Here is a 19,814-nt window from a genome sequence, read left to right as displayed (position 1 = left end):
CATAAACATCCATGCATTGGCCCGGTTCCGGGTTTTAATGCCGGATTTCTATTTTTAAATCATGAGAAAGCTTCAGAGTTTTGAAAACCCTGATGCTTTAATTTTATAAAAAAGAAGGTAAAATATTTAAATCTCTTTGATGTAAGTTCTCACCCGGGTAATCATATCCCCCATATCAAATGGCTTGGCAATGAAATCGTTGGCTCCGGCATCCAGGGCAGACTGTTCCAGACCACGGCTGGCCGACATGATGAGTACAGGGATATCACACAGGTTTTCATCGGCCCTTATGGTGCGGCAGATGTCCCGTCCGTCCTCACCGGAAAGCCACATGTCCATTAAAATCACATCAGGTTTAGGCTGAGCATTCAATGCATTGAGCATATCTGACCCTTTATAGAACTTGGCAACGCTTAATCCTTCCAGCTCCATCATCATTTCAATGGAATCAACAATTGCAGGACTGTCATCCAAGACTAAAATTTGTGTAGAAGTAGACATGTTTTATATTTTAATTTTAGGTATCTCGAAGCAAAAATCAGACCCCTTTCCTTCAACGGAGTGAACATAAATCCTGCCGCCCGTTCTTTTGATAATTTCGGATGAAATATATAAGCCCAGGCCCAAGCCCGGGAAGGTATGCTCTTTGGTTCCGCTTACCCGGTAATACTGTTCGAAAACCTTTTGCTGCTTATCTTCCGGGATACCGATTCCAAAATCTTTTACGCTGAATCTGATCGCATCGCGGCTTAATTCCGTAGATACAATAATTTCGTCGGCATCGGGAGAATATTTAATGGCATTGCTGATAAGGTTGCTCATGACCTGCGAGATCCGGTGCCGGTCTGCTGTTACTTTTCCGATTTCATTTTTATGAAAAATAATTTTATGCCGTGCCGTCATCTGCTGTTCAACAATCACATCTTCTGCCAGCCGGTCAAAATCGAATTCGGATTCATTCAGCTGGATTTTGCCGTTCTGGATTTTGGTAACGTCCAGCAGATCATTTACCAGTTCGGTAAGCGTATCGATCTGGCTGTTCATTCTTTTAGCTACCTCGGCATTTTTAAGATCTCCCTGTTTGCTGAGGCTGGTTTCAATAAACTGGGTGTATAATTTAAGGCTGGTCAGCGGTGTTTTCAGTTCATGGCTGGCAATTCCCAGGAAATTGTCTTTCTGGGCCTGCAGCTGTTTGAAATCATCAATATCCGTAAAAGTACCGGTCCACTGGCTGATTTCTCCGTCCTGACCGAAATTGGCCACTGCCCTTCCCAGGAACCAACGGTAGACCTCGGGATTCTTGGGATCGGCAAACTCATATTCCATCTCAAAGGGCTTCCCCGTTTTCAGGCTTTCTTCCCAGATTTTTACAATCCCGGGATAAACTTCCGGCCTGACCACTTTCCTTATCGCTTCGTTGGGATCCTCGTCCTTATGAAAACCCATATGCCTGTACCAGCTATCGTTCATGTAATTAATCCGGCCATGCTTGTCGCTGGTCCATACGAATTGCGGCATGGAATCGGCAAGATCCCGGTATTTCCTTTCTCTTTCCTGGACTTCTTTCCGGGTAATTACCAAATCGGTAACGTTAACGGCCACATTATAAATGGCATAAACTTCACCCGCAGAATTCTTCAGGGGCTTGTATGAAAAATTATAATAAAAAGTCTGAAGCTTACCATCTACCACCAGGTCTGCCGAATCTTCCGTCGCCATATAGGATTTCCCGGTCCTGAATATATCTTTCAGGATACCGATAAAGGGCTGACCTTCCAGCTCCGGAAGTGCATCTTCCAGCTTCATTCCGATAACCGAAGCATCCTTTCCCCATGTTTTCAGCATCGGCTCATTGGCCAGCTCAATGTAAAGATCTTCGGTACGGTAAATCGCAATACAATAGTCCGATTTTTTAATAAGATCTTCAAAACGGTACTCGCTGTCGATCAGCTTCCGTTCGGAGATGACCTGGTCGGTAACCTCAGTGGCAGCTACACTGATCCCCGTAATCTGTTTATCATCATTATAAACCGGGGAATAGATAAAATCGAAAAAATGCTCTTCGTAATTTCCGTATTTATTTAAAAAAACCGGCCATTTGTTTCCCTTGAACACTTCTCCTTTACGGTAGACATTGTTCAGGATTTCGTCAAATCCCTGGGTTTTTATCTCGGGAATAGCCTCGAATATGGATTTTCCGATTACCGAAGCCTCTCTCCCCCAAAGGCTCAGCATCTGCTCATTGGCATTACTGATGATAAAATCATCGCCCATCAGCAGAGACATGGCTACCGGAGCCTGGCTGAATAAAGTGACCAGTGAGTCATGAGAAATTTTCAGGTTGGAAATGTTTTTCATTATAACAGCGGTTTCTTATTTACAAAAGTAATTTTTATTCTAATCTCTACTCATAAATTTAATACCACTTTTTGGAATTTTTATGATTTATATAAAGAAATCTTTTCCGACGGAATTTTTATTTTGATAATGTAACAATTAGTGTAATTTTGGGACTCATTGACAAAACAATTTCTACTTTATGAAAAAGCGACTTCTTTCTGTTGCTGCAGCGGCTTTCTTCGGAATGGCCCTGAATGCACAACAAATTAAATTCGAAGAATATGACCTGCCAAACGGCCTTCACGTGATTCTTCATCAGGATAATTCTGCTCCGGTAGTTACAACAAGTGTAATGTACCACGTAGGTGCCAAAGATGAAGTAAAAGGAAGAACCGGCTTCGCTCACTTTTTCGAGCATCTGTTATTTGAAGGAACTCCCAATATCAAAAGAGGCGACTGGTTCAAGATCGTTTCTTCAAACGGAGGGCAAAACAATGCCAATACCACAAACGACAGAACGTATTACTATGAAACTTTCCCATCCAACAACGAGCAGCTAGGCCTGTGGATGGAAGCAGAAAGAATGCGTCACGCGGTTATCAACCAGGTTGGCGTTGATACGCAAAGAGAAGTTGTAAAAGAAGAGAAAAGGCTTAGAATGGATAACCAGCCGTACGGAAACCTTTTCACAACCATCCAGAAAAATTTATTTACCAACCACCCGTACAACTGGCCGACGATCGGTTCTATGGAAGATCTTAACTCTGCAAAGCTTGAAGAGTTCCAGGCGTTCTACAAAAAGTTCTACGTTCCGAACAATGCCACGCTGGTGGTAGCAGGAGATATTAAGCCTGAACAGACTAAAAAGTGGATCCAGGAGTATTACGGAGGAATTCCGAAAGGAACCCTTTACCCTAAGAATTACGCGAAAGACGCACCAATCACCCAGGAGAAGGAAGTAACCGCAACGGATCCGAACATCCAGCTTCCTGCTTATGTATTTGCTTACAGAACCCCGGCCAACAAAGAAAAAGATGCTTATGTATTAGATATGCTTTCATCTTATTTAAGCAACGGTAAATCTTCCGTTCTGTATAAAAAACTGGTTGACCAGGATAAGAAAGCTTTACAGGTACAGGCTTTCAACCAGGGTCTTGAAGACTACGGGATTTTTGCTTTCTTCGCAATCCCGATGGGACAGACCACGAAAGCGACATTACAGGCAGATATCGATACGGAAATCAAAAAACTGCAGACGACGCTGATCTCTGAAGAAGATTACCAGAAACTGCAGAACCAGTTTGAAAACCAGTTTGTAAACGCGAACTCCAGCATTCAGGGAATTGCTGCTTCACTGGCCACCAACCACGTTCTGATGGGCAATACCAATCTGATTAATAAAGAAATCGATATTTACCGGTCAATCACCAGACAGGATCTTCAGAATGCGGCTAAAAAGTATCTTAACTCCAACCAGAGAGTAATCATCAACTATGTTCCTGAGAAAAAATAATCCATAGGGATTTCAGGTTTAAATGATTATTAAAAATTAAATTTTACAAATGAAAAAGCAATTGACATATATAGCTGCAGCATTTTTCTTCGCAGGAATGGTTTCAGCACAGAAAATAGATCTTAATGCCATGCCGAAGCCGGGACCTACCCCAGCCATCAACATTGCAAAACCGAAGACGTTCCAGATGAGCAACGGACTTACCGTAATGGTCGTGGAAAACAACAAGCTTCCGAGGGTAAGCGCCAGCCTGTCGATGGACCGGCCTCCTTATTACGAAGGAAATGTAGTGGGTGCAAGCGAAATCATGGCGGAACAGTTCGAAAACGGAACGATGAACATGAGTAAGGATGCCTTCAACAAAAAAGTGGATTACCTTGGAGCCAACCTGAATTTCTCTTCCAACGGTGCTTCTGCAAACTCGCTTTCCAAATATTTCCCTGAAGTTTTAGGCCTGATGGCCGATGCCATCGTTAATCCTAAATTTTCGGCTGAAGAGATCCAGGATTCTAAAGACAGGGCTATTGAAGGACTGAAATCCGAAGAAAAAAATGCTTCTGCCATTGCTTCAAGGGTTTCCAATGCGTTGATGTACGGAAAAAACACCTCAAGAGGCGAATTTGAAACAGTAGAAACCATCAACAGGATCCAGCTGGCTGACGTACAGAATATCTATAAAAAATACTATACTCCGGACAATGCTTATCTGGTCATCGTAGGAGACGTTAAATTCGATAAGGTAAAGCCGATGGTTGAAAAGGCTTTCAGCGGATGGAAAAAGGCCAATACGCCGATCACTCCGGTAGAACCTGCTGCCAATGTGGCTAAAACGGAAATCGATGTGGTAGATGTTCCTTCTGCCGTACAGTCCGTGGTTTCGGTGAATAACCTGAATACCTTGAAAATGAAAGATCCCAACTATTTCCCGGCAACAATCGCAAACTATATCCTTGGCGGCGGCGGTGAAGCAAGGCTTTTCATGAACCTTCGTGAGAAGAACGGTTTTACTTACGGAGCCTATTCCAACATGAGTTCAAGCAAATACTCTCCACAGTTCTCCGCAAGTGCCAGCGTAAGGAATGAGGTAACGGATAAGGCAGTGAAGGAATTCATGAACGAGCTTAATTCAATCTCTAACGTAAAACCGGAGGAACTGGCCAATGCCAAAGCCAAGCTTAAAGGGTCTTTCATCCTGGCGCTTGAGCAGCCGGCCACCATTGCAAGATTTGCCCTGAACCAGAAAATCCAGGATCTTCCGGATGATTTCTATACCAATTACCTGAAGTCTATCGACAAAGTAACGGCTGCTGATGTTTCGAATGCGGTAAATTCGACCATTATGCCGAACCAAAGCAGGATTTTTATCGCCGGTAAAGCTTCCGATATTTCCGAAGGGCTGGAGAAATTGGGTTATCCTGTAAAGTATTACGACACGCAGGCCAATCCTGTGGCAAAACCATCTGCTAAAAAAGCTGATGCAAGCGTAACGGTAGCGTCGGTAGCCGATAAATATATCGATGCCATCGGAGGAAAAGCGAACGTTTCAAAAATTTCTTCCTATACCGTAAACGCTTCGATGACGATGCAGGGCCAGAACATCGACCTGAAAATGGTAAAGGCGCAGGGCGGAAAAGAAATGACACAGGTAACAGCCATGGGCCAGGTAGTTCAGAAGCAGGTATTCGACGGAAAGACCGGATATTCCGAGCAGATGGGCCAGAAAGTTCCTATGAAGCCGGAACAGATTGCTGAAAAACAGAAAAACACCGAACTTTTCGAAGAAATGGCATTTGCCAAATCCCCTGAATACAAACTGATGGGAATCGAGAAAATCGGCGGTGAAGATTCTTATGCTATCAAAGGTCCTGAAACAACTTATTATTACAGCGTTAAATCCGGACTGAAGACCGGAGAAACCAGAACGGTAAAAGCTCAGGGGCAACAGATCAGCGTTCCTACCGTATTCTCGGATTACAAAGATGTAGCGGGTGTTAAAATGCCTTATTCCATTACGGTAAACCAGATGGGGATGGACATGACGATGAACGTAAAGTCTTACGATATCAATCAGGCTAAAGATGCTGATTTCAAATAAAACTTTCTGATTTACAGAAAAACGGCAGCTCCGGCTGCCGTTTTTTATTTTTGGAATATTTAAAGGATTGTTTCTTTGCTATTCCGTAAAAAAAGATTAAATTTGCCCATTCAAAAAGATATCAAATTAATGGATTCTATATTTATACTATTGATGGTTCTTATTATGATCGCCAGCATCTTACTGGTTATCATCGTTATGGCTCAAAATCCAAAAGGAGGAGGCCTTTCCAGTACTTTCGGAGGTGCATCTTCGGCGCAGTTCGGGGTACAGAGGACCAACGACTTTATGGAAAAAGCAACCTGGACGCTGGGCGGAACAATTATCGTTCTTATCCTGCTAAGCGTTGTTATTACAGGTAAACCATCAGCGGCAACACCGGTACAGGTTCCTGCTAAAAAGGAAGCTCCGGCTAACCAGAAGGCAGCTCCTGCCTCTACAACCGCTCCGGCTCAGACCCCTGCACCGGCGAAATAAGCAAATAATTTTTTACATAGAAAAAGCAACTCTGTATGGAGTTGCTTTTTTGTTTTAAGCTAAATCCCACTGTATTCAGCTTGGCTTAATTGAAAAATAAAATAAGGCTGTTTCATCAGAATCTCAGATAGAATTCTTTTTAACGGAATGATGAGCGGATTTCTTTTGATCTTCATTCCCTTTGACTGTATTTATGACGGAAGGGTATTCAGGTATCCGACATCCCTCTTCCAGCCCGCCAATATAACGTGAGTTCGACCGTAGTGACATCATATCTTTAATTCAAAAATAAAAATGAGACTGATTCAGCCAGGAGTTTGGATACTACTCACTTTGCCGGAACAAATAAACGGTTCGCAGTTCTGACAGGGCTTCGTCCTATCCTGTATTAAGCCGTCCCTCCGGGACTTTAAAATAATATAAATCCGTTCCCCCTGATTGAAAAAAAACTAATGCTGGCTGTTCAGGATTTGATAAGAACCCCTCTGATAAAGCGATAAGATATTCAATTTAATAATCAATGTCTTTGATCTTATGCCTGGTAAGAGCAACTTCCGGCATCCCGCTTCCTGCTCCCAGCCTCTTGATCCAGATCCTTCATCGAGTTCACGATAATGTAATTTCCCGCTATTTCAATTTGATCTTCTCAATCTGATGTCTGAGGTTGAGCCCTGCTTTTAAAAAAGAATACTGCACCGGCTTAGCGGTTCTGTAATATTTATTAATAAAAATGTGCATGGCGCCGTAAAAACGTTCCAGATAGACTTCGTCTTTTACCGTACTTTCGCCCTTATGATGAAGAATGGAAGCTTTGCCGTAATAAAAGTTTTTAAAACCTTTCTTCAGCAAGGTGTAGCAGAGGTCGATATCTTCCCCATACATGAAGTAAGATTCATCCAGCCCCCCTACTTCCTGATAGACTTCTCTTTTTACCAAAAGGAACGCTCCGGTAACAATGTCTACTTCTGCCACTACCTGTTCATCGATATCACAGCGGTAATACGACTTGGAATTGTTCTTTTTAAAATTCGTAAAAAGCTTTTCAAAGGAATTAAACATATCCGGAACCGAACGTTTGCTTTCAGGTAAAAAACGGCCTTCCGCATCATGCATCCTCACGCCGAGGCATCCGAAATTGTTCCGGGCATCTGCAAAATCAAGGATCTCTTTCATGTAAAACCCTTCCAGTTCCGTATCCGGATTCAGGAGCAGTAGATACTCCCCTTTTGCAGTGCTTATGGCTTTGTTGTTCCCCTTGGCAAAACCGTCATTGGTTTCGGAAGGAATAAAGCGGACTTCCGGAAACTCCGGGACCAGTTTTTTCCAGGAGGGATCGGTAGAGGCATTATCCACGACAATCGTTTCGTAGTCTGTTTCCCGGAGATATTTCCGTAACGATACAAGACAGTTCCGAAGCAATGGAGTGACATTATAGTTGACGATAATGACGGACAACCTCATAAGAATCTCCTTTGGTTATTTATTTAAATGGTAATAATAGGTTCTGGTCAGCAAAAGTAAGTATTTCGCTTTATAAAATGCCTTCAATGCAAGATATTGAATAAAATTAATATTTTTCAAATCATACATTTCTTTCAGATTCCGCTGAAATCCTTTCTCCATTGCGGAAAGATTGCCCGAAAGTCCGGAAACCCCGAAGGTCCTTTTTCCTCCACCGGCAATCAGCAGGCTTTCATCGAGAATAAACATGCGGTTGTTGTTTGAAATCTTCATCCAGTAATTCAGATCTTCCGCATACCGCTGGTCTTCATTGAAAAAGCCTGTATTTTCGAGTACTTTTCTCTTAAACATAACGGTTGACGGCTGTGCTTCATTGCGGAGCAGTAATTTGCCAAAAGTTATTTCCGCCAGATTATTCTTCACCCGGTAAGGGGGCAGGATTTTACTGTTGTTGCGACGGGTGGCAATAAAGTCGATATCCGGATTTTTATCCGTAAGAAGCTTCAGCTGTTTTTCCGTTTTTTCCGGGAGCCATTTGTCATCAGCATCCAGTAAGGCGATAAACTCACCGGTTGCTGCCTGTAACCCTTTATTCCTGGCCATAGAGACCCCGCCGTTTTCCTGTTCGAAATACAGGATACCCAATCCGGGATTTTCCTGGATAAACGAATCTACTTCTTTCTTACTTCCGTCCGTAGAACCATCGTTGATGATAATAATTTCAAACATGCGGCTGTCTACTGTCTGCGCCTTTATGGAATCAAGAGCAGTCCGGATGGTTTTTTCAGCATTGTACATGGGAATGATAACGGAAATCATCTTGAATCGTAATTAAGGATTTCCTTCGCTGTAGGGAAGCCTGTTCATAATCGACCTTCCGAGTGAAATCTCATCGGCATATTCCAGCTCGTCCCCTACCGAGATTCCCCTGGCAATGCTTGAAAAATTCACTTCTGTATTTTTGAACTTTTTATAGATATAGTACGCCGTGGTATCCCCTTCCATAGTGGCACTGAGTGCAAAGATAAATTCCCTGACTTTTCCTTCGTTCAGCTTTTTTTCAATACTCGGGATATTCAGCTGGCTGGGGCCTACGCCTTCTATCGGAGAAATCTTTCCGCCAAGGATCAGGTATTTCCCGGTATATTTTCCTGTATTTTCAATAGCGATGACATCGCGCACGTCTTCCACGATGCAGATCAGTTCGTCGGATCGCTTATCATTGCTGCAGATCTCACAAATATCGAAATCCGAAAAATTATGGCATTCTTTGCAGTATTTAATGTCATTCACAAGGCTGATAAGGGAATTTCCGAGGCTCACCGCTCTGGAATTAGGCTGCTTTAATAAATGTAATGCCAGCCGCAAAGCAGTTTTCCTTCCGATTCCGGGAAGTCCGGAGATTTCATCCACCGCTTTGGCCAGTACTTTACTTGGATAGTCCATAATACAAAAATAGTGATTATTGTTGAGAGTTATCATGGATGACCATCAGTTTTTCATCTTAAACAGCCGCTGAAAAAGCAGATCTGATCCTGTCTCAGAAACCTGAAACTTCCGGCTTCCGGACTTTCCGTTTCCCCTGTTCAATTAAAAATCTTATCTTTGATCTACTTAATATTAACTGAAAAAAATAAACCAAATGGTACTTAACAACTTAAATTATCCGCTGGATTTTAAATTTAAGATTACAACGCTTGCAAGCGATTTCAACATCACCGACAGGAACGGGAACTATGTCGCTTATGTTCGTCAGAAAATGTTCAAGCTGAAAGAAGACGTCATCATTTTTAATGACGAAAGCAAATCCAAAGAACTTTTCAGAATCAAAGCCAACCAATGGATCGATTTTAACGCTTCTTATTCTTTAAGCGAAATTGCGACCGGCAGAAGCTTCGGAAGACTGGCCAGAAAAGGGATGCGCTCCATCTGGAAAGCAAGCTACGACATTCTGGATGCCAACGATCAGCCGAAATTCAAAATCCAGGAAGATAACGGATGGGTAAAGGTGTTTGATAATATGGTAGGAGAAATCCCTGTGATCGGGATGTTTACCGGCTACTTCCTGAATCCTTCGTATACGGTGACGGGCATGGATGGAAAAGCCTATTTCAGGCTGAAAAAAATGCCGTCTTTCTTCGGAAGGAGATTCCAGCTCGACCGTGTGATCGATATCGATGATGAAGAAGAAAGCCTGGTGATTCTCTCTTTGTTAATGATGACCCTGCTGGAAAGAGCAAGAGGATAACACCGGATTCCGCAGTTTCTTATCAATGAAAATATCATTTGATTTAGATGATACGATGATCTCCACCAGATTTCATTTGGAGAAAAGACCGTTTTTTGCTAAAATGGTCGGAACGGAAAAACTCAGGTCTGGGACAATTGCGTTATTTAAAACATTAAAAGCTCAAAAACATAAAATTTATATCTATACAACTTCTTACAGGAGTGTGTATAAAATTAAACTTATGTTTTTAGCTCATGGCATTCCGGTTGATTTTGTTATCAATCAGCAGATGCACGAAAAAAGGATCCGTAATAAGGGAAAGAGTATTTCAAAATTCCCTCCTGAATTCAGTATTGACGTTCATATTGATGATTCAGCCGGAGTAGAGACCGAAGGGAAAAAATTTGGATTCAAAACAATTATAGTGTCAGTCAGTGATAAAGACTGGGTAAATACGGTTCTGAAAAAAATGGATGAATTCTAATGTCAGAATTAAGATTAATTAAATACTATTACGATGAAATATTTAATCATTTTCATGTCAGCTTTTCTGTTGGTGTCCTGTAAAAAGGAACAACAGACGGTTTCGGGCCATAAACCTTCCGATTCTGCACAGGTGGTTCAGGATACGGTAAAGGCTGAAGCATCTTCAGATAAAATTGCCGTGGGAACCTTTGCCTTTCCGAAAGAAATTAAAGAATGCTCCTGCTACTTTGCCAGGAACAAAGCTGACTTTGAAAACGAAAAGTACATTTACGCCGACGATGCCGGAAAAACCGCTTATATGAAGCTTGACGGGAAAAGACAGGCGATGAACCTGATCTCTTCCAGCGATATGGAAGTGGATGAGCAGCTGAACAAAGAGATCGAAAGCGGTGATTATAAAATTTCCGTACAGGGAAAAAAGATCAGAGGCGAAGAAGCCCTGCTGTTTGAAGGCACCATCAGGATTGAAAAACCGGACGGAACCGTTGTTACGCTGCCGATCTACGGAGAGTGCGGATGTTAATGGCTGATGGCTGATGGCTGATGGCTGATGCAAAAAATATAGCTTCTGTTTTTACGGAAGCTTTTTTTTATTTTGTAATTTTGAGAAAAATAAATTCAATGGAACTATCGAATATAGAACCGCAGATCATCTGGAAGAATTTTTCCAGATTAAATGCAGTTCCGAGACCGTCAAAAAAAGAAGAAAGGGTAATTGCCTTCATTCAGGAATTCGGGGAAAACCTGGGACTTGAAACTACCGTGGATGGCGTAGGAAACGTGATCATCAGAAAACCGGCAACCCCGGGAATGGAAGACCGCAAACCGGTAGTCCTGCAGTCTCACCTGGATATGGTCTGCCAGAAAAACAACGATGTAAATTTCGATTTTGAGACGGAAGGCATTCGGATGGAAGTAGACGGCGACTGGGTACGGGCAAAAGGAACAACCCTGGGGGCCGATAATGGCCTGGGAGTAGCCACGATCATGTCGATCCTGGAAAGTTCGGATATTCGGCATCCTGCGCTGGAAGCCCTGTTTACCATCGACGAAGAAACCGGGATGACGGGAGCCTTAGGCCTGAAACCGGGACAACTGACCGGCGATATCCTACTAAACCTGGATACGGAAGAAGACGATGAAATCGATATCGGCTGTGCCGGAGGAATCGATGTAACCATTTCCCGGGATTATGAAACCGGTTCACCGGAAGGCCAGATGATCCGATTTGAAGTGAAAGGCCTTCAGGGCGGACATTCGGGAATGGATATTCACAAAGGTTTCGGGAATGCCAACATTATTCTCGGACGGCTCTTATACAAAGCCCTGGAAAAAGAAAACATTCAACTGATTTCCATTGACGGCGGCGGATTGCGGAATGCCATCCCCAGAGAAGCTACAGCAATAGCTTCCGTAAGAAATGCCCAGGAATTTATAGATGAGCTGACCAACGGCCTTAAAAATGAAATTTTAGAGGAGTTCGCAGGCCTTGAAGCAGGATTGCAGATCAATATTGAACATGCAACCAGCTCGGATCAAGCCATTTCCGAAGCCGATTCAAAAAAAATCATTCTGGTATTGAAATCCCTGCACAATGGGGTATACCGGATGAGCCCCGATGTGAAAGATCTGGTGGAATCTTCCAACAACGTAGCAAGAGTTGAGTTGAAAGAAGGGGCTTTAAAAATTTTAAACCTTTCGAGGTCATCGGTAGAATCTTCAAAGAACTCGGTGGCGGAACAGTTGAAATCCGTAGCGGATCTGGCCGGAATGAATACCGTCTTCAGTGGATCGTATCCGGGATGGAAGCCGAAGCCGGGTTCTGAAATCGTTCAGCTTATGGAGAAGATCTATACGGAAAAATTCAGCGAGAAACCTCATGTCGTAGCCTGCCACGCCGGACTGGAATGCGGGATCATCGGAGCGAATTATCCCGAAATGGAGATGGTAAGCTTCGGTCCGACCATCCGCGGAGCCCACTCTCCGGATGAAAAGGCCAATATTCCTTCTACCCAGAAATTCTGGAGTTTCCTGAAAGATATTTTAGCAAATATTCCACAAAAATAAAATTGTAAAATTGCTATACTGAAATATCCAAAGTCGTCTGATTTTGGATATTTTTGTTTTTTAAATAATTTGATTACATCATGAAAAGCATCACCGTATTCTGCGGATCGAGTTTCGGTTCGGACGATATTTATAAAGAACAGGCAGCCTTATTGGGACAGGCCCTGGCAAAACAAGGTATCCAGCTGGTCTATGGCGGCGCAGATGTCGGTCTGATGGGTGCAGTGGCAGACGGAGCCCTGAATGCCGGCGGAAAGGCCATTGGCGTCCTTCCCCACTTTTTACAATCCAAAGAAATCGCTCACCAACAGCTGACCGAACTGGTTCTGGTGGAAACCATGCACGAAAGAAAAACCAAAATGAATGATCTGTGTGACGGAGTGATCGTTCTTCCCGGCGGCTATGGAACCCTGGAGGAATTCTTTGAAATGATCACCTGGGCACAGCTGGGCCTTCATCAGAAACCAATCGGGCTTTTGAATATTGACGGCTTTTACGATGACCTGATCCGGATGGTTCAGACCATGGTAGAAAAGGGCTTTTTAAAACAGGTCAACCGGGATATGCTGCTGATCAGCGAAAGTATTGAGGAATTGCTTGAAATGATGAGGAATTATAAGGCGCCGACGGTCGGGAAGTGGATTTCGAAGGATGACGTTTAATAAACTTCTTTTTATATTGTTTTTTCAAATCCAAATTACGGTAATTTTTTATTTTAGCGTAAAACTTGCAGATTCATACACAATTCAATTCATTAAAAATTTATCCATTCAAAACACGAGTTTACCCATATGGCTGACGAATACCTGAATAAAATTCTGGCAGAATATAAAGAATGTCATTCCCTATATTCCGATTTAGGCTCCAAAGTGGAACAGCTGTTAAGAAGATCATGCAGGAAAATTCCGATCCATCAGATCAACAGCAGAGTAAAGAGCAAAGCAAGCCTTGCTCAGAAAATCATTAAAAAAGACAAATACAAAAGCCTTGATGAGATTACCGACATTCTAGGGTTACGGGTGATTACTTATTTTGAGGATGATATTTCTAAAATTGAAGAGATCCTGAACCGCGAATTTACGGTGGACTGGAGCAATTCCGTGGATAAAGGGCACATCGAGATTGATAAATTCGGATACAAGAGCATCCATTTTATCCTGCAGATCAATGAGGAGAAAGCAAAGACGAAAGCATATGCAGACTACCAAAATATCAGGTTTGAGATTCAGATCAGGAGCATTCTCCAGCATTCCTGGGCGGAAATCGAGCACGATCTGGGTTATAAATCGGTAACCGATATTCCTGAAAAGGCCCAACGTACTTTCTACCGGGTTGCAGCCCTTCTGGAGCAGGCAGATATTGAATTCACCAAACTTAAAAAAGAAATCCATGAGTTTGAAAATTCAGTAAGCAAAAACCTGAAGAACAAAAGGGAACTGATCAACATCAATGAATCAACGATTATTGCGTTTGTAAAAAAAAATACCTTGCTTCGTGAAATTGAGAGCAAAGTGAGAAAGGCACTCAGAACGCCCGGACAATCAAGATTCGATACGGCGTATATTTCGGCCAATCATTTCCCGGCACAGCTTAAAGACCTGGGCATCCTGAACCTCATACAGCTGGAAGACCAGCTCCTGCAGCATAAAGAAGAAATTATTACCAGCGAAATCAGCTATCTGAAGTCGATCAATAAAAACCTGACCGACCGGAGCATTAAATTTGCCATTCCGCAGGGTGCTCCCATCCTCTGGCTGATTCATTACTTTCAGAGCAAGCACAATACAAGATAATAAAAAACCTCCCGAAGAAAATATTCAGGAGGTTTATTTATATTCAAGTTAAAATACATTAAGGATAAGGGGCGATCTCTACTTCCAGCCCTTCCATTTCAGAGACGATGTGCAGCTGGCAGCCCAGTCTGCTGTTAGCTTCTACATGGAACGCCTCGCCCAGCATGGCATCTTCTTCATCACCCATCGGTTCAAGCCCGGGATCATTGATCACATACACCTGGCACGACGCACACATGGCCATTCCTCCGCAAACTCCGATAGTTCCTTCTTCAGCCAATTCGTACGAACGGATAATTTCCATCAGGTTCATGGACATGTCCGTTGGTGCCACAACCTCATGGGTTACTCCTTCCCGGTCGGTGATTTTTATATTGATATCGCTCATTCTTTATTGATTCTTACTGTTGATTTCTGCTGACGGGCGCTTTCTTTTTCAGTGACATCCGGCAGCGGCAACAAATTTAGTCAATTTTTTTCACAACGGCTTTCTCAGCTTCTTTCCGGCTTCCGTCAAAACCGTCTACCCCACTTACCGTAGTGTATTTCAGGACGAATTTTTTACCTGGGTTCAACCGGTTGTATACGCTCTGGCACATTAAGGTAGCTTCATGGAATCCGCAAAGGATCAGCTTTAATTTGCCGGGATAGGTATTGATATCTCCGATGGCATAAATTCCGTCGATATTGGTCTGGTAATCCAGAGCATTGTTTACGACGATGGCATTTTTTTCGATATTCAGGCCCCAGTTTCCGATTTCTCCCAATTTTGGGGTCAGTCCGAATAACGGGATGAAATAATCCGTTTCCATATCGTAAGGATCCTGTCCGTCCGGTGCTACGGTAATCGCTTCTACCTTTCCGTCCCCTTTAATGGCCGTTACTTCTGCAGGGGTAATCAGCTTGATTTTTCCCTGATTTTTAAGATCCTGGACTTTTTCTACGGAATCCAAAGCGCCGCGGAATTCATTTCTCCTGTGGATCAGGGTCACTTCGCTGGCCACATTCGAAAGGAAGATGCTCCAGTCCAGTGCGGAATCTCCTCCACCGGCAATCACAACTTTTTTGTTTCTGAAATGCTCAGGTTCTTTTACGAAATATTCAAGGCCTTTTTCCTCGTAGTCCGCAATATTTTCAAGCGCCGGTTTTCTCGGTTCGAATGTTCCCAATCCTCCTGCAATGGCAATGGCCTTTGCTCTGTGAACGGTGCCTTTGTTGGTAATCACTTCAAACCATTCGTCGTCTGCTTTGGTATAGGAAACTGCGGTTTCACCGAGGGTAAAGCCCGGCTGGAACTGCTTGATCTGCTCCATCAGATTATCAACCAGCTCACCCGCATTCACGGAAGGATAACCCGGAATATCGAAAATAGGCTTTTTAGGATACAGCTCTGCCAATTGTCCTCCCGGTTGCGGAAGTGCATCAATGATATGGCACTTCATTTTCAGTAATCCTGCTTCAAATACAGCGAAAAGTCCAGTCGGGCCGGCTCCTATGATCAATATATCGGTCGTTATCATAATTATAAGATAAATTAATTATACTTGTGACTGCAAATTTACTAATTTTAATGCGAAGCTTATTTAATCAGTCTAAATAAAAAACTGAGATTTATCAAACCTTTGCCCTTTTTTTCAATCTAAATGTTGGCAACCTTTTTGTAAAATTGTAGTTATGAAGAAATTTTTTAATAGTATTTTCCTTTTTTTATTTATTTCGGGATTCGGCCAGATTACCGATATCAATGATGGCGAATCCATTACCCTGAGAATCCATTATGGATTTCTAAATGCGGGGTACGCTAACCTTACGGCACAGAAAACCAATTACAGAGGGGTTCCCCATCTTCATGTGAGAGGGACCGGGCAGACTTCCGGTGCTGTAAAGGCATTTTTCAAAGTGGATGATTTCTACGAAAGTTATATCAATATGCAGACGGAACTTCCGAGCTTTTACGTAAGAAACGTAAAAGAAGGCACCTACAGGCAACACCTGGAAACGGTTTTCAACCACAGCAACAATACACTGGTTTTGACCGACAGGAAAACCCCGGCCAACGGATCCAAAGTAATAAAGTCAGTGAAAGGAGTACAGGATATGCTTTCCTGTTTTTATTACCTCCGCAGTAAAAGTCCTGCAGAGCTCAGAGTAGGCAGTGTGATCAATATGAATGTCTGGATTGACGATGAAATGTTTCCTTTCCAGCTTAAAGTAACGGGAACGGAAAATCTGGATACCAAATTCGGGACCATCAACTGTCTGAAGATCATCCCTTCGGTAAAGAGCGGAAGGGTCTTCAAGGAAAAAGAAGGCGTAACCATGTGGGTTTCCAACGATGCGAACCATGTCCCGATTCTTTTGAAAGCAGATATTGCCGTAGGATCCCTTAAAGCCAGTATCGACGATTTTAAAAATGTAAAATACCCTTTAAAATTTACAAAATAAGCAACAGCTTAATGAATACCTGCGGTAATCTGCAGGTATTATTATGCTTAATGGGAACAGCGCTTCCTGGCCGCCTGACGCAAAACCCCGATACAATAATTATTAATCCAACCCATGCCCCTAATGACATTTGTTCCGGGTCATTAATTCAAAAAAAATAAGCCTCCGGAATATTCCGGAGGCTTGATTTTCATTAAATGTGTTTTTTTGACCGCCTTCATCTATTACCCTCAGGAGCATCTGCAGCTAAGCAGATACAAAATCATTTGTGTTTTTAAATCCGGTTCCTCTCTAAGGATCATCATTTGTATACGGAACCGGGCACCACTTAAATATCAGTTATTATCGCTTATTATTGTTATACAAAAATACCATCCCCGGAGGAAATTATTGCTATCAATCCTTTAGATATATATCGCCGTCAATGTAGATATTTATCTACAAACTTCATGAAAAGCCTATTTCTGAAAGGAAATTAAGTTACCGGGAAACTGCATAACGCAGAGTCCTTTTTCAGAGTGAATAAAGAAAGATATGATACTCAGTAGTGATTTTTATACAGCTCAATAAGCTCCACCAGATTATCTATTTTAAGTTTATCGAAAATCCTTCTTTTAAGGGTACTTACAGTGTTCTGTTTTATATCCAGCCTGTTCGCAATCTCAAGATTCCCTAACCCTTCCCTGTACATTCCTGCAATCTGAAACTCCCGTTCCGTAAGGGAAAGAAAAGGATTCACCAGATTTGGGTTTTTAATTGAGTTCAACAGCAAAACCTGAGTTTTTGAAGAAATATATTCACCATGGGCAATTATTTTCCGGATGGCTTCTTTTATTTCGTCTTCCTCATTCAGCTTGCTGAGAAATCCATTCACGCCTGCGTTGATGAATTTAAGGGCATGCACCTCTTCATCGATTCCCGTAAAAATCAGAATGCGGATTCGTGGTTGAAGCTTTTTTATTTCAGGTATGATGGAAAGGCTGTTGCCGTCAGGAAAATGAGCGTCGATGATGGCAATATCGATCGCCTGGGTATTGATGAGTTCCATCGTTTTCTGCAGATTGGAAGCATGGAATACCTCATGTTCAAATTCCAGATCTTCCAGAACAAAAACAAGCCCCTGTCTGATCAGGCTGTGGTCGTCTGCCAGTAAAAACCGGATTCCTTTATGATCTGTTCTGTTCATGGATAAGATTTAAATTAACCGTAAAAGTAACGATAGTCCCTTTACCCGCTTCACTTTCGACGGCGATGTGCCCGGAATACAGTTCGATGAGTTCCTTACAGAGGCTCAGCCCGAGCCCTGCGCCAAGGTTTTCCACATCTTCCGACAATACCCCCTGATAATAAGGCTCAAAGATTTTTTTAAGATCTTTCTCTGAAATTCCGGTACCGGTATCGGATATTTTCGTCACCATGGAAATTGTATTTTCATTAAGTGATTCCGTCTGTACCTCAACGGTAATTCGGCCGTTTTCCGTGAATTTATTGGCATTGCCCAGAATATTCATAAAAACCTGGTTAATCTTTTTATTGTCGGAATACACTTCAAGGTCAGGATTTATATTTTCACGGATGATCAGGGCATTGTTTCTTGTTTCGATATAAGGCTCAATGGAAGTCAGGATCGAGTCGATCTCACGTTTAAGATTAAACGGCACCGGAAGCAGCTTGTTCTCTACCGCCTGGTTTTTGGTATACTCCAGGATCTGGCTGGCCTGCATCAGCAGGCTGTCATTGGTAAAGCTGATGGATTTAAGATATTCCTTGATCTGACGGTCGTCCGTCTTTTTATTGATCCTGCTGATGAAAAGCCCGATAATTTTCAGCGGCGATCTCAGCTCATGGCTCAGCATTCCCAAAATCCGGTTTTTGAAATTCAGGTTTTCCCTGATCTGCCTGTTGGCCGCATTAAGGCGTTTCTCATAAATAAAAGCAATGCGGGTGAGGAACATAATCAGGACGGATACCATGAACATAAGGAACATAGCTGCGAAAACAAGCCGGGTTCTGATCCTGTTGCTCTCAGAAGTCTGTTGGTCGTACTCTTTCTGAAGATCCTCTTTGGAACCTTTAATGGCACCCTCGTAAATATTCATCAGGCCGTTGCTGTAAAGCAGGAGCTTGCTGAAAATCCTGTAGAATTTCTCGTCATTGTTCTGCTTCTCGTTAACCGTAATTTCCATTTTCCTGATCTGTCCGGTATAATGATTCGTTACCTGATTCATGATGCTGTCCACTTCCGCTTTTATTTCCGCAGAAACGGGGACTTTCCCTTGCTTTACCGTAACGACGATGCTGTCCTTCCGCACATTTTCTTTTCCGGAAATGGCATCTCCCAAACGTCCGAAAAAGCCTTTTTTCTTTACGGTATCCGAAAAGGTTTTTGTTTCGATATTAAACCGGTCAAAGTTGTAATCTGCGCTGTACTTCTGCAGCCTGGGAAAACCGTTTTGGGCTCTTACACTGGACTGTGCCGAATATTCATATGTGGAATCGATCAGAGACCGCAGTTTCTTAATCTCTAGCGAATCGGTTTTCTGTACCTTTAAACTGTTTTTCAGTCTTGGATACCGGGAGCGGTAGCGGTTGATGCTTTCCAGATCTTCTCCCAGTTTATGCAGTGAGGCAAAATAATCATTCAGGTATTTCCTGTCTTTATAAATAATGTAATTCTGGAAACAATTCTGTGCGTTCAGCAGTTCTTTGCGGGAATTATCCGTCAGGTGGGAAAGCCCGTCCACTTCTTTGAGCTGTTTTTCAAAGAAAACCAGATGTTTACGGGTAACAAATTCATTGTAGAAAAAAGCGGCAATAAGAAGCTGTATCAGCAGAATACAGACAATAAGTGAATAATGAATGATCTTCCTCGATCTGAAACTAAATAATTTTTCGAACATTTTTGTG

Annotated in this window: 19 protein-coding genes; 10 read left to right on the top strand and 9 right to left on the bottom strand. The window is 42.6% G+C overall.

Translation table 11 applies throughout. The features are described 5' to 3' along the window. Window positions 1-126: 126 nt before the first annotated feature. Both CHA01nite_RS11840 and CHA01nite_RS11835 read right to left on the bottom strand, forming a co-directional pair. Window positions 127-501: a response regulator transcription factor gene (locus CHA01nite_RS11840; protein ID WP_146941649.1), complete on the bottom strand. Its 375-nt coding sequence runs from the start codon at window positions 499-501 to the stop codon at window positions 127-129. Between the two features lie 3 nt (window positions 502-504). Next, on the bottom strand, window positions 505-2,358 hold the full coding sequence (locus tag CHA01nite_RS11835; RefSeq protein WP_146941648.1) for a PAS domain-containing sensor histidine kinase: 1,854 nt from the start codon (window positions 2,356-2,358) through the stop codon (window positions 505-507). Between the two features lie 181 nt (window positions 2,359-2,539). Here CHA01nite_RS11835 and CHA01nite_RS11830 point away from each other — a divergent pair, with 181 nt between their 5' ends. The 3 genes from CHA01nite_RS11830 to secG all read left to right on the top strand — a co-directional run bounded on the left by CHA01nite_RS11830 (window position 2,540) and on the right by secG (window position 6,425). Further along, a complete protein-coding gene (locus CHA01nite_RS11830) occupies window positions 2,540-3,853 on the top strand; it encodes a M16 family metallopeptidase (RefSeq protein ID WP_146941647.1) in 1,314 nt (437 codons plus the stop codon). Between the two features lie 49 nt (window positions 3,854-3,902). Continuing rightward, window positions 3,903-5,948: a M16 family metallopeptidase gene (locus tag CHA01nite_RS11825; RefSeq protein ID WP_146941646.1), complete on the top strand. Its 2,046-nt coding sequence runs from the start codon at window positions 3,903-3,905 to the stop codon at window positions 5,946-5,948. Window positions 5,949-6,077: 129 nt separating this feature from the next. Further along, window positions 6,078-6,425 (top strand): preprotein translocase subunit SecG, encoded by a 348-nt coding sequence (gene secG, locus CHA01nite_RS11820; protein ID WP_146941645.1) that lies wholly within the window; start codon window positions 6,078-6,080, stop codon window positions 6,423-6,425. A gap of 627 nt (window positions 6,426-7,052) precedes the next feature. Here secG and CHA01nite_RS11815 read toward each other — a convergent pair. Genes CHA01nite_RS11815 through recR form a run of 3 tightly spaced genes read right to left on the bottom strand, consistent with a single transcriptional unit; the run spans window position 7,053 to window position 9,332 of the window. Beyond that, a complete protein-coding gene (locus tag CHA01nite_RS11815; protein ID WP_228458404.1) occupies window positions 7,053-7,886 on the bottom strand; it encodes a glycosyltransferase family 2 protein in 834 nt (277 codons plus the stop codon). Between the two features lie 15 nt (window positions 7,887-7,901). Then, window positions 7,902-8,705 (bottom strand): glycosyltransferase family 2 protein, encoded by an 804-nt coding sequence (locus CHA01nite_RS11810; RefSeq protein WP_146941643.1) that lies wholly within the window; start codon window positions 8,703-8,705, stop codon window positions 7,902-7,904. A 12-nt stretch (window positions 8,706-8,717) separates the two neighbouring features. Further along, window positions 8,718-9,332: a recombination mediator RecR gene (gene recR / locus CHA01nite_RS11805; RefSeq protein ID WP_146941642.1), complete on the bottom strand. Its 615-nt coding sequence runs from the start codon at window positions 9,330-9,332 to the stop codon at window positions 8,718-8,720. A 196-nt stretch (window positions 9,333-9,528) separates the two neighbouring features. Between recR and CHA01nite_RS11800 the strand changes: the two genes are divergently transcribed. The 6 genes from CHA01nite_RS11800 to CHA01nite_RS11775 all read left to right on the top strand — a co-directional run bounded on the left by CHA01nite_RS11800 (window position 9,529) and on the right by CHA01nite_RS11775 (window position 14,462). Next, window positions 9,529-10,134 (top strand): LURP-one-related family protein, encoded by a 606-nt coding sequence (locus tag CHA01nite_RS11800; RefSeq protein WP_146941641.1) that lies wholly within the window; start codon window positions 9,529-9,531, stop codon window positions 10,132-10,134. 25 nt (window positions 10,135-10,159) lie between these two features. Beyond that, window positions 10,160-10,600, top strand: a complete 441-nt coding sequence (locus CHA01nite_RS11795; RefSeq protein ID WP_146941640.1) for a hypothetical protein — start codon at window positions 10,160-10,162, stop codon at window positions 10,598-10,600. A 33-nt stretch (window positions 10,601-10,633) separates the two neighbouring features. After that, window positions 10,634-11,125, top strand: coding sequence for a hypothetical protein (locus CHA01nite_RS11790; protein ID WP_146941639.1), 492 nt, complete (start codon window positions 10,634-10,636; stop codon window positions 11,123-11,125). Between the two features lie 98 nt (window positions 11,126-11,223). Then, the gene (locus CHA01nite_RS11785) at window positions 11,224-12,669 is read left to right on the top strand and encodes an aminoacyl-histidine dipeptidase (protein ID WP_146941638.1); all 1,446 of its coding nucleotides are present in this window, start codon (window positions 11,224-11,226) and stop codon (window positions 12,667-12,669) included. A gap of 80 nt (window positions 12,670-12,749) precedes the next feature. Continuing rightward, window positions 12,750-13,331, top strand: coding sequence for an LOG family protein (locus CHA01nite_RS11780; protein ID WP_146941637.1), 582 nt, complete (start codon window positions 12,750-12,752; stop codon window positions 13,329-13,331). Between the two features lie 129 nt (window positions 13,332-13,460). Further along, window positions 13,461-14,462, top strand: coding sequence for a GTP pyrophosphokinase (locus CHA01nite_RS11775; RefSeq protein ID WP_146941636.1), 1,002 nt, complete (start codon window positions 13,461-13,463; stop codon window positions 14,460-14,462). Between the two features lie 58 nt (window positions 14,463-14,520). On the opposite strand, the gene CHA01nite_RS11770 is transcribed toward CHA01nite_RS11775, so the two are convergent. Then, entirely contained in the window at window positions 14,521-14,850 is a 330-nt protein-coding gene (locus tag CHA01nite_RS11770) for a 2Fe-2S iron-sulfur cluster-binding family protein (RefSeq protein ID WP_146941635.1), read from the bottom strand. 76 nt (window positions 14,851-14,926) lie between these two features. After that, on the bottom strand, window positions 14,927-15,982 hold the full coding sequence (locus CHA01nite_RS11765; protein WP_146941634.1) for an NAD(P)/FAD-dependent oxidoreductase: 1,056 nt from the start codon (window positions 15,980-15,982) through the stop codon (window positions 14,927-14,929). A gap of 154 nt (window positions 15,983-16,136) precedes the next feature. Here CHA01nite_RS11765 and CHA01nite_RS11760 point away from each other — a divergent pair, with 154 nt between their 5' ends. Beyond that, the gene (locus tag CHA01nite_RS11760; protein WP_146941633.1) at window positions 16,137-16,907 is read left to right on the top strand and encodes a DUF3108 domain-containing protein; all 771 of its coding nucleotides are present in this window, start codon (window positions 16,137-16,139) and stop codon (window positions 16,905-16,907) included. Between the two features lie 541 nt (window positions 16,908-17,448). On the opposite strand, the gene CHA01nite_RS11755 is transcribed toward CHA01nite_RS11760, so the two are convergent. Both CHA01nite_RS11755 and CHA01nite_RS11750 read right to left on the bottom strand, forming a co-directional pair. Beyond that, window positions 17,449-18,093 carry a response regulator gene (locus CHA01nite_RS11755; protein ID WP_146941632.1) on the bottom strand — a complete coding sequence of 215 codons (645 nt, stop codon included), beginning with the start codon at window positions 18,091-18,093 and terminating at the stop codon, window positions 17,449-17,451. Beyond that, the gene (locus CHA01nite_RS11750; protein WP_146941631.1) at window positions 18,074-19,807 is read right to left on the bottom strand and encodes a sensor histidine kinase; all 1,734 of its coding nucleotides are present in this window, start codon (window positions 19,805-19,807) and stop codon (window positions 18,074-18,076) included. The genes CHA01nite_RS11755 and CHA01nite_RS11750 overlap by 20 nt, the downstream gene beginning before the upstream one ends. Window positions 19,808-19,814 lie beyond the last annotated feature (7 nt).

The sequence above is a fragment of the Chryseobacterium hagamense genome (genome assembly GCF_007991455.1).
GTDB classification, from domain to species: Bacteria; Bacteroidota; Bacteroidia; order Flavobacteriales; family Weeksellaceae; genus Chryseobacterium; species Chryseobacterium hagamense.
Note: the sequence above shows the minus strand (reverse complement) of the source record. Positions and strands in the feature narration are given on the sequence as shown.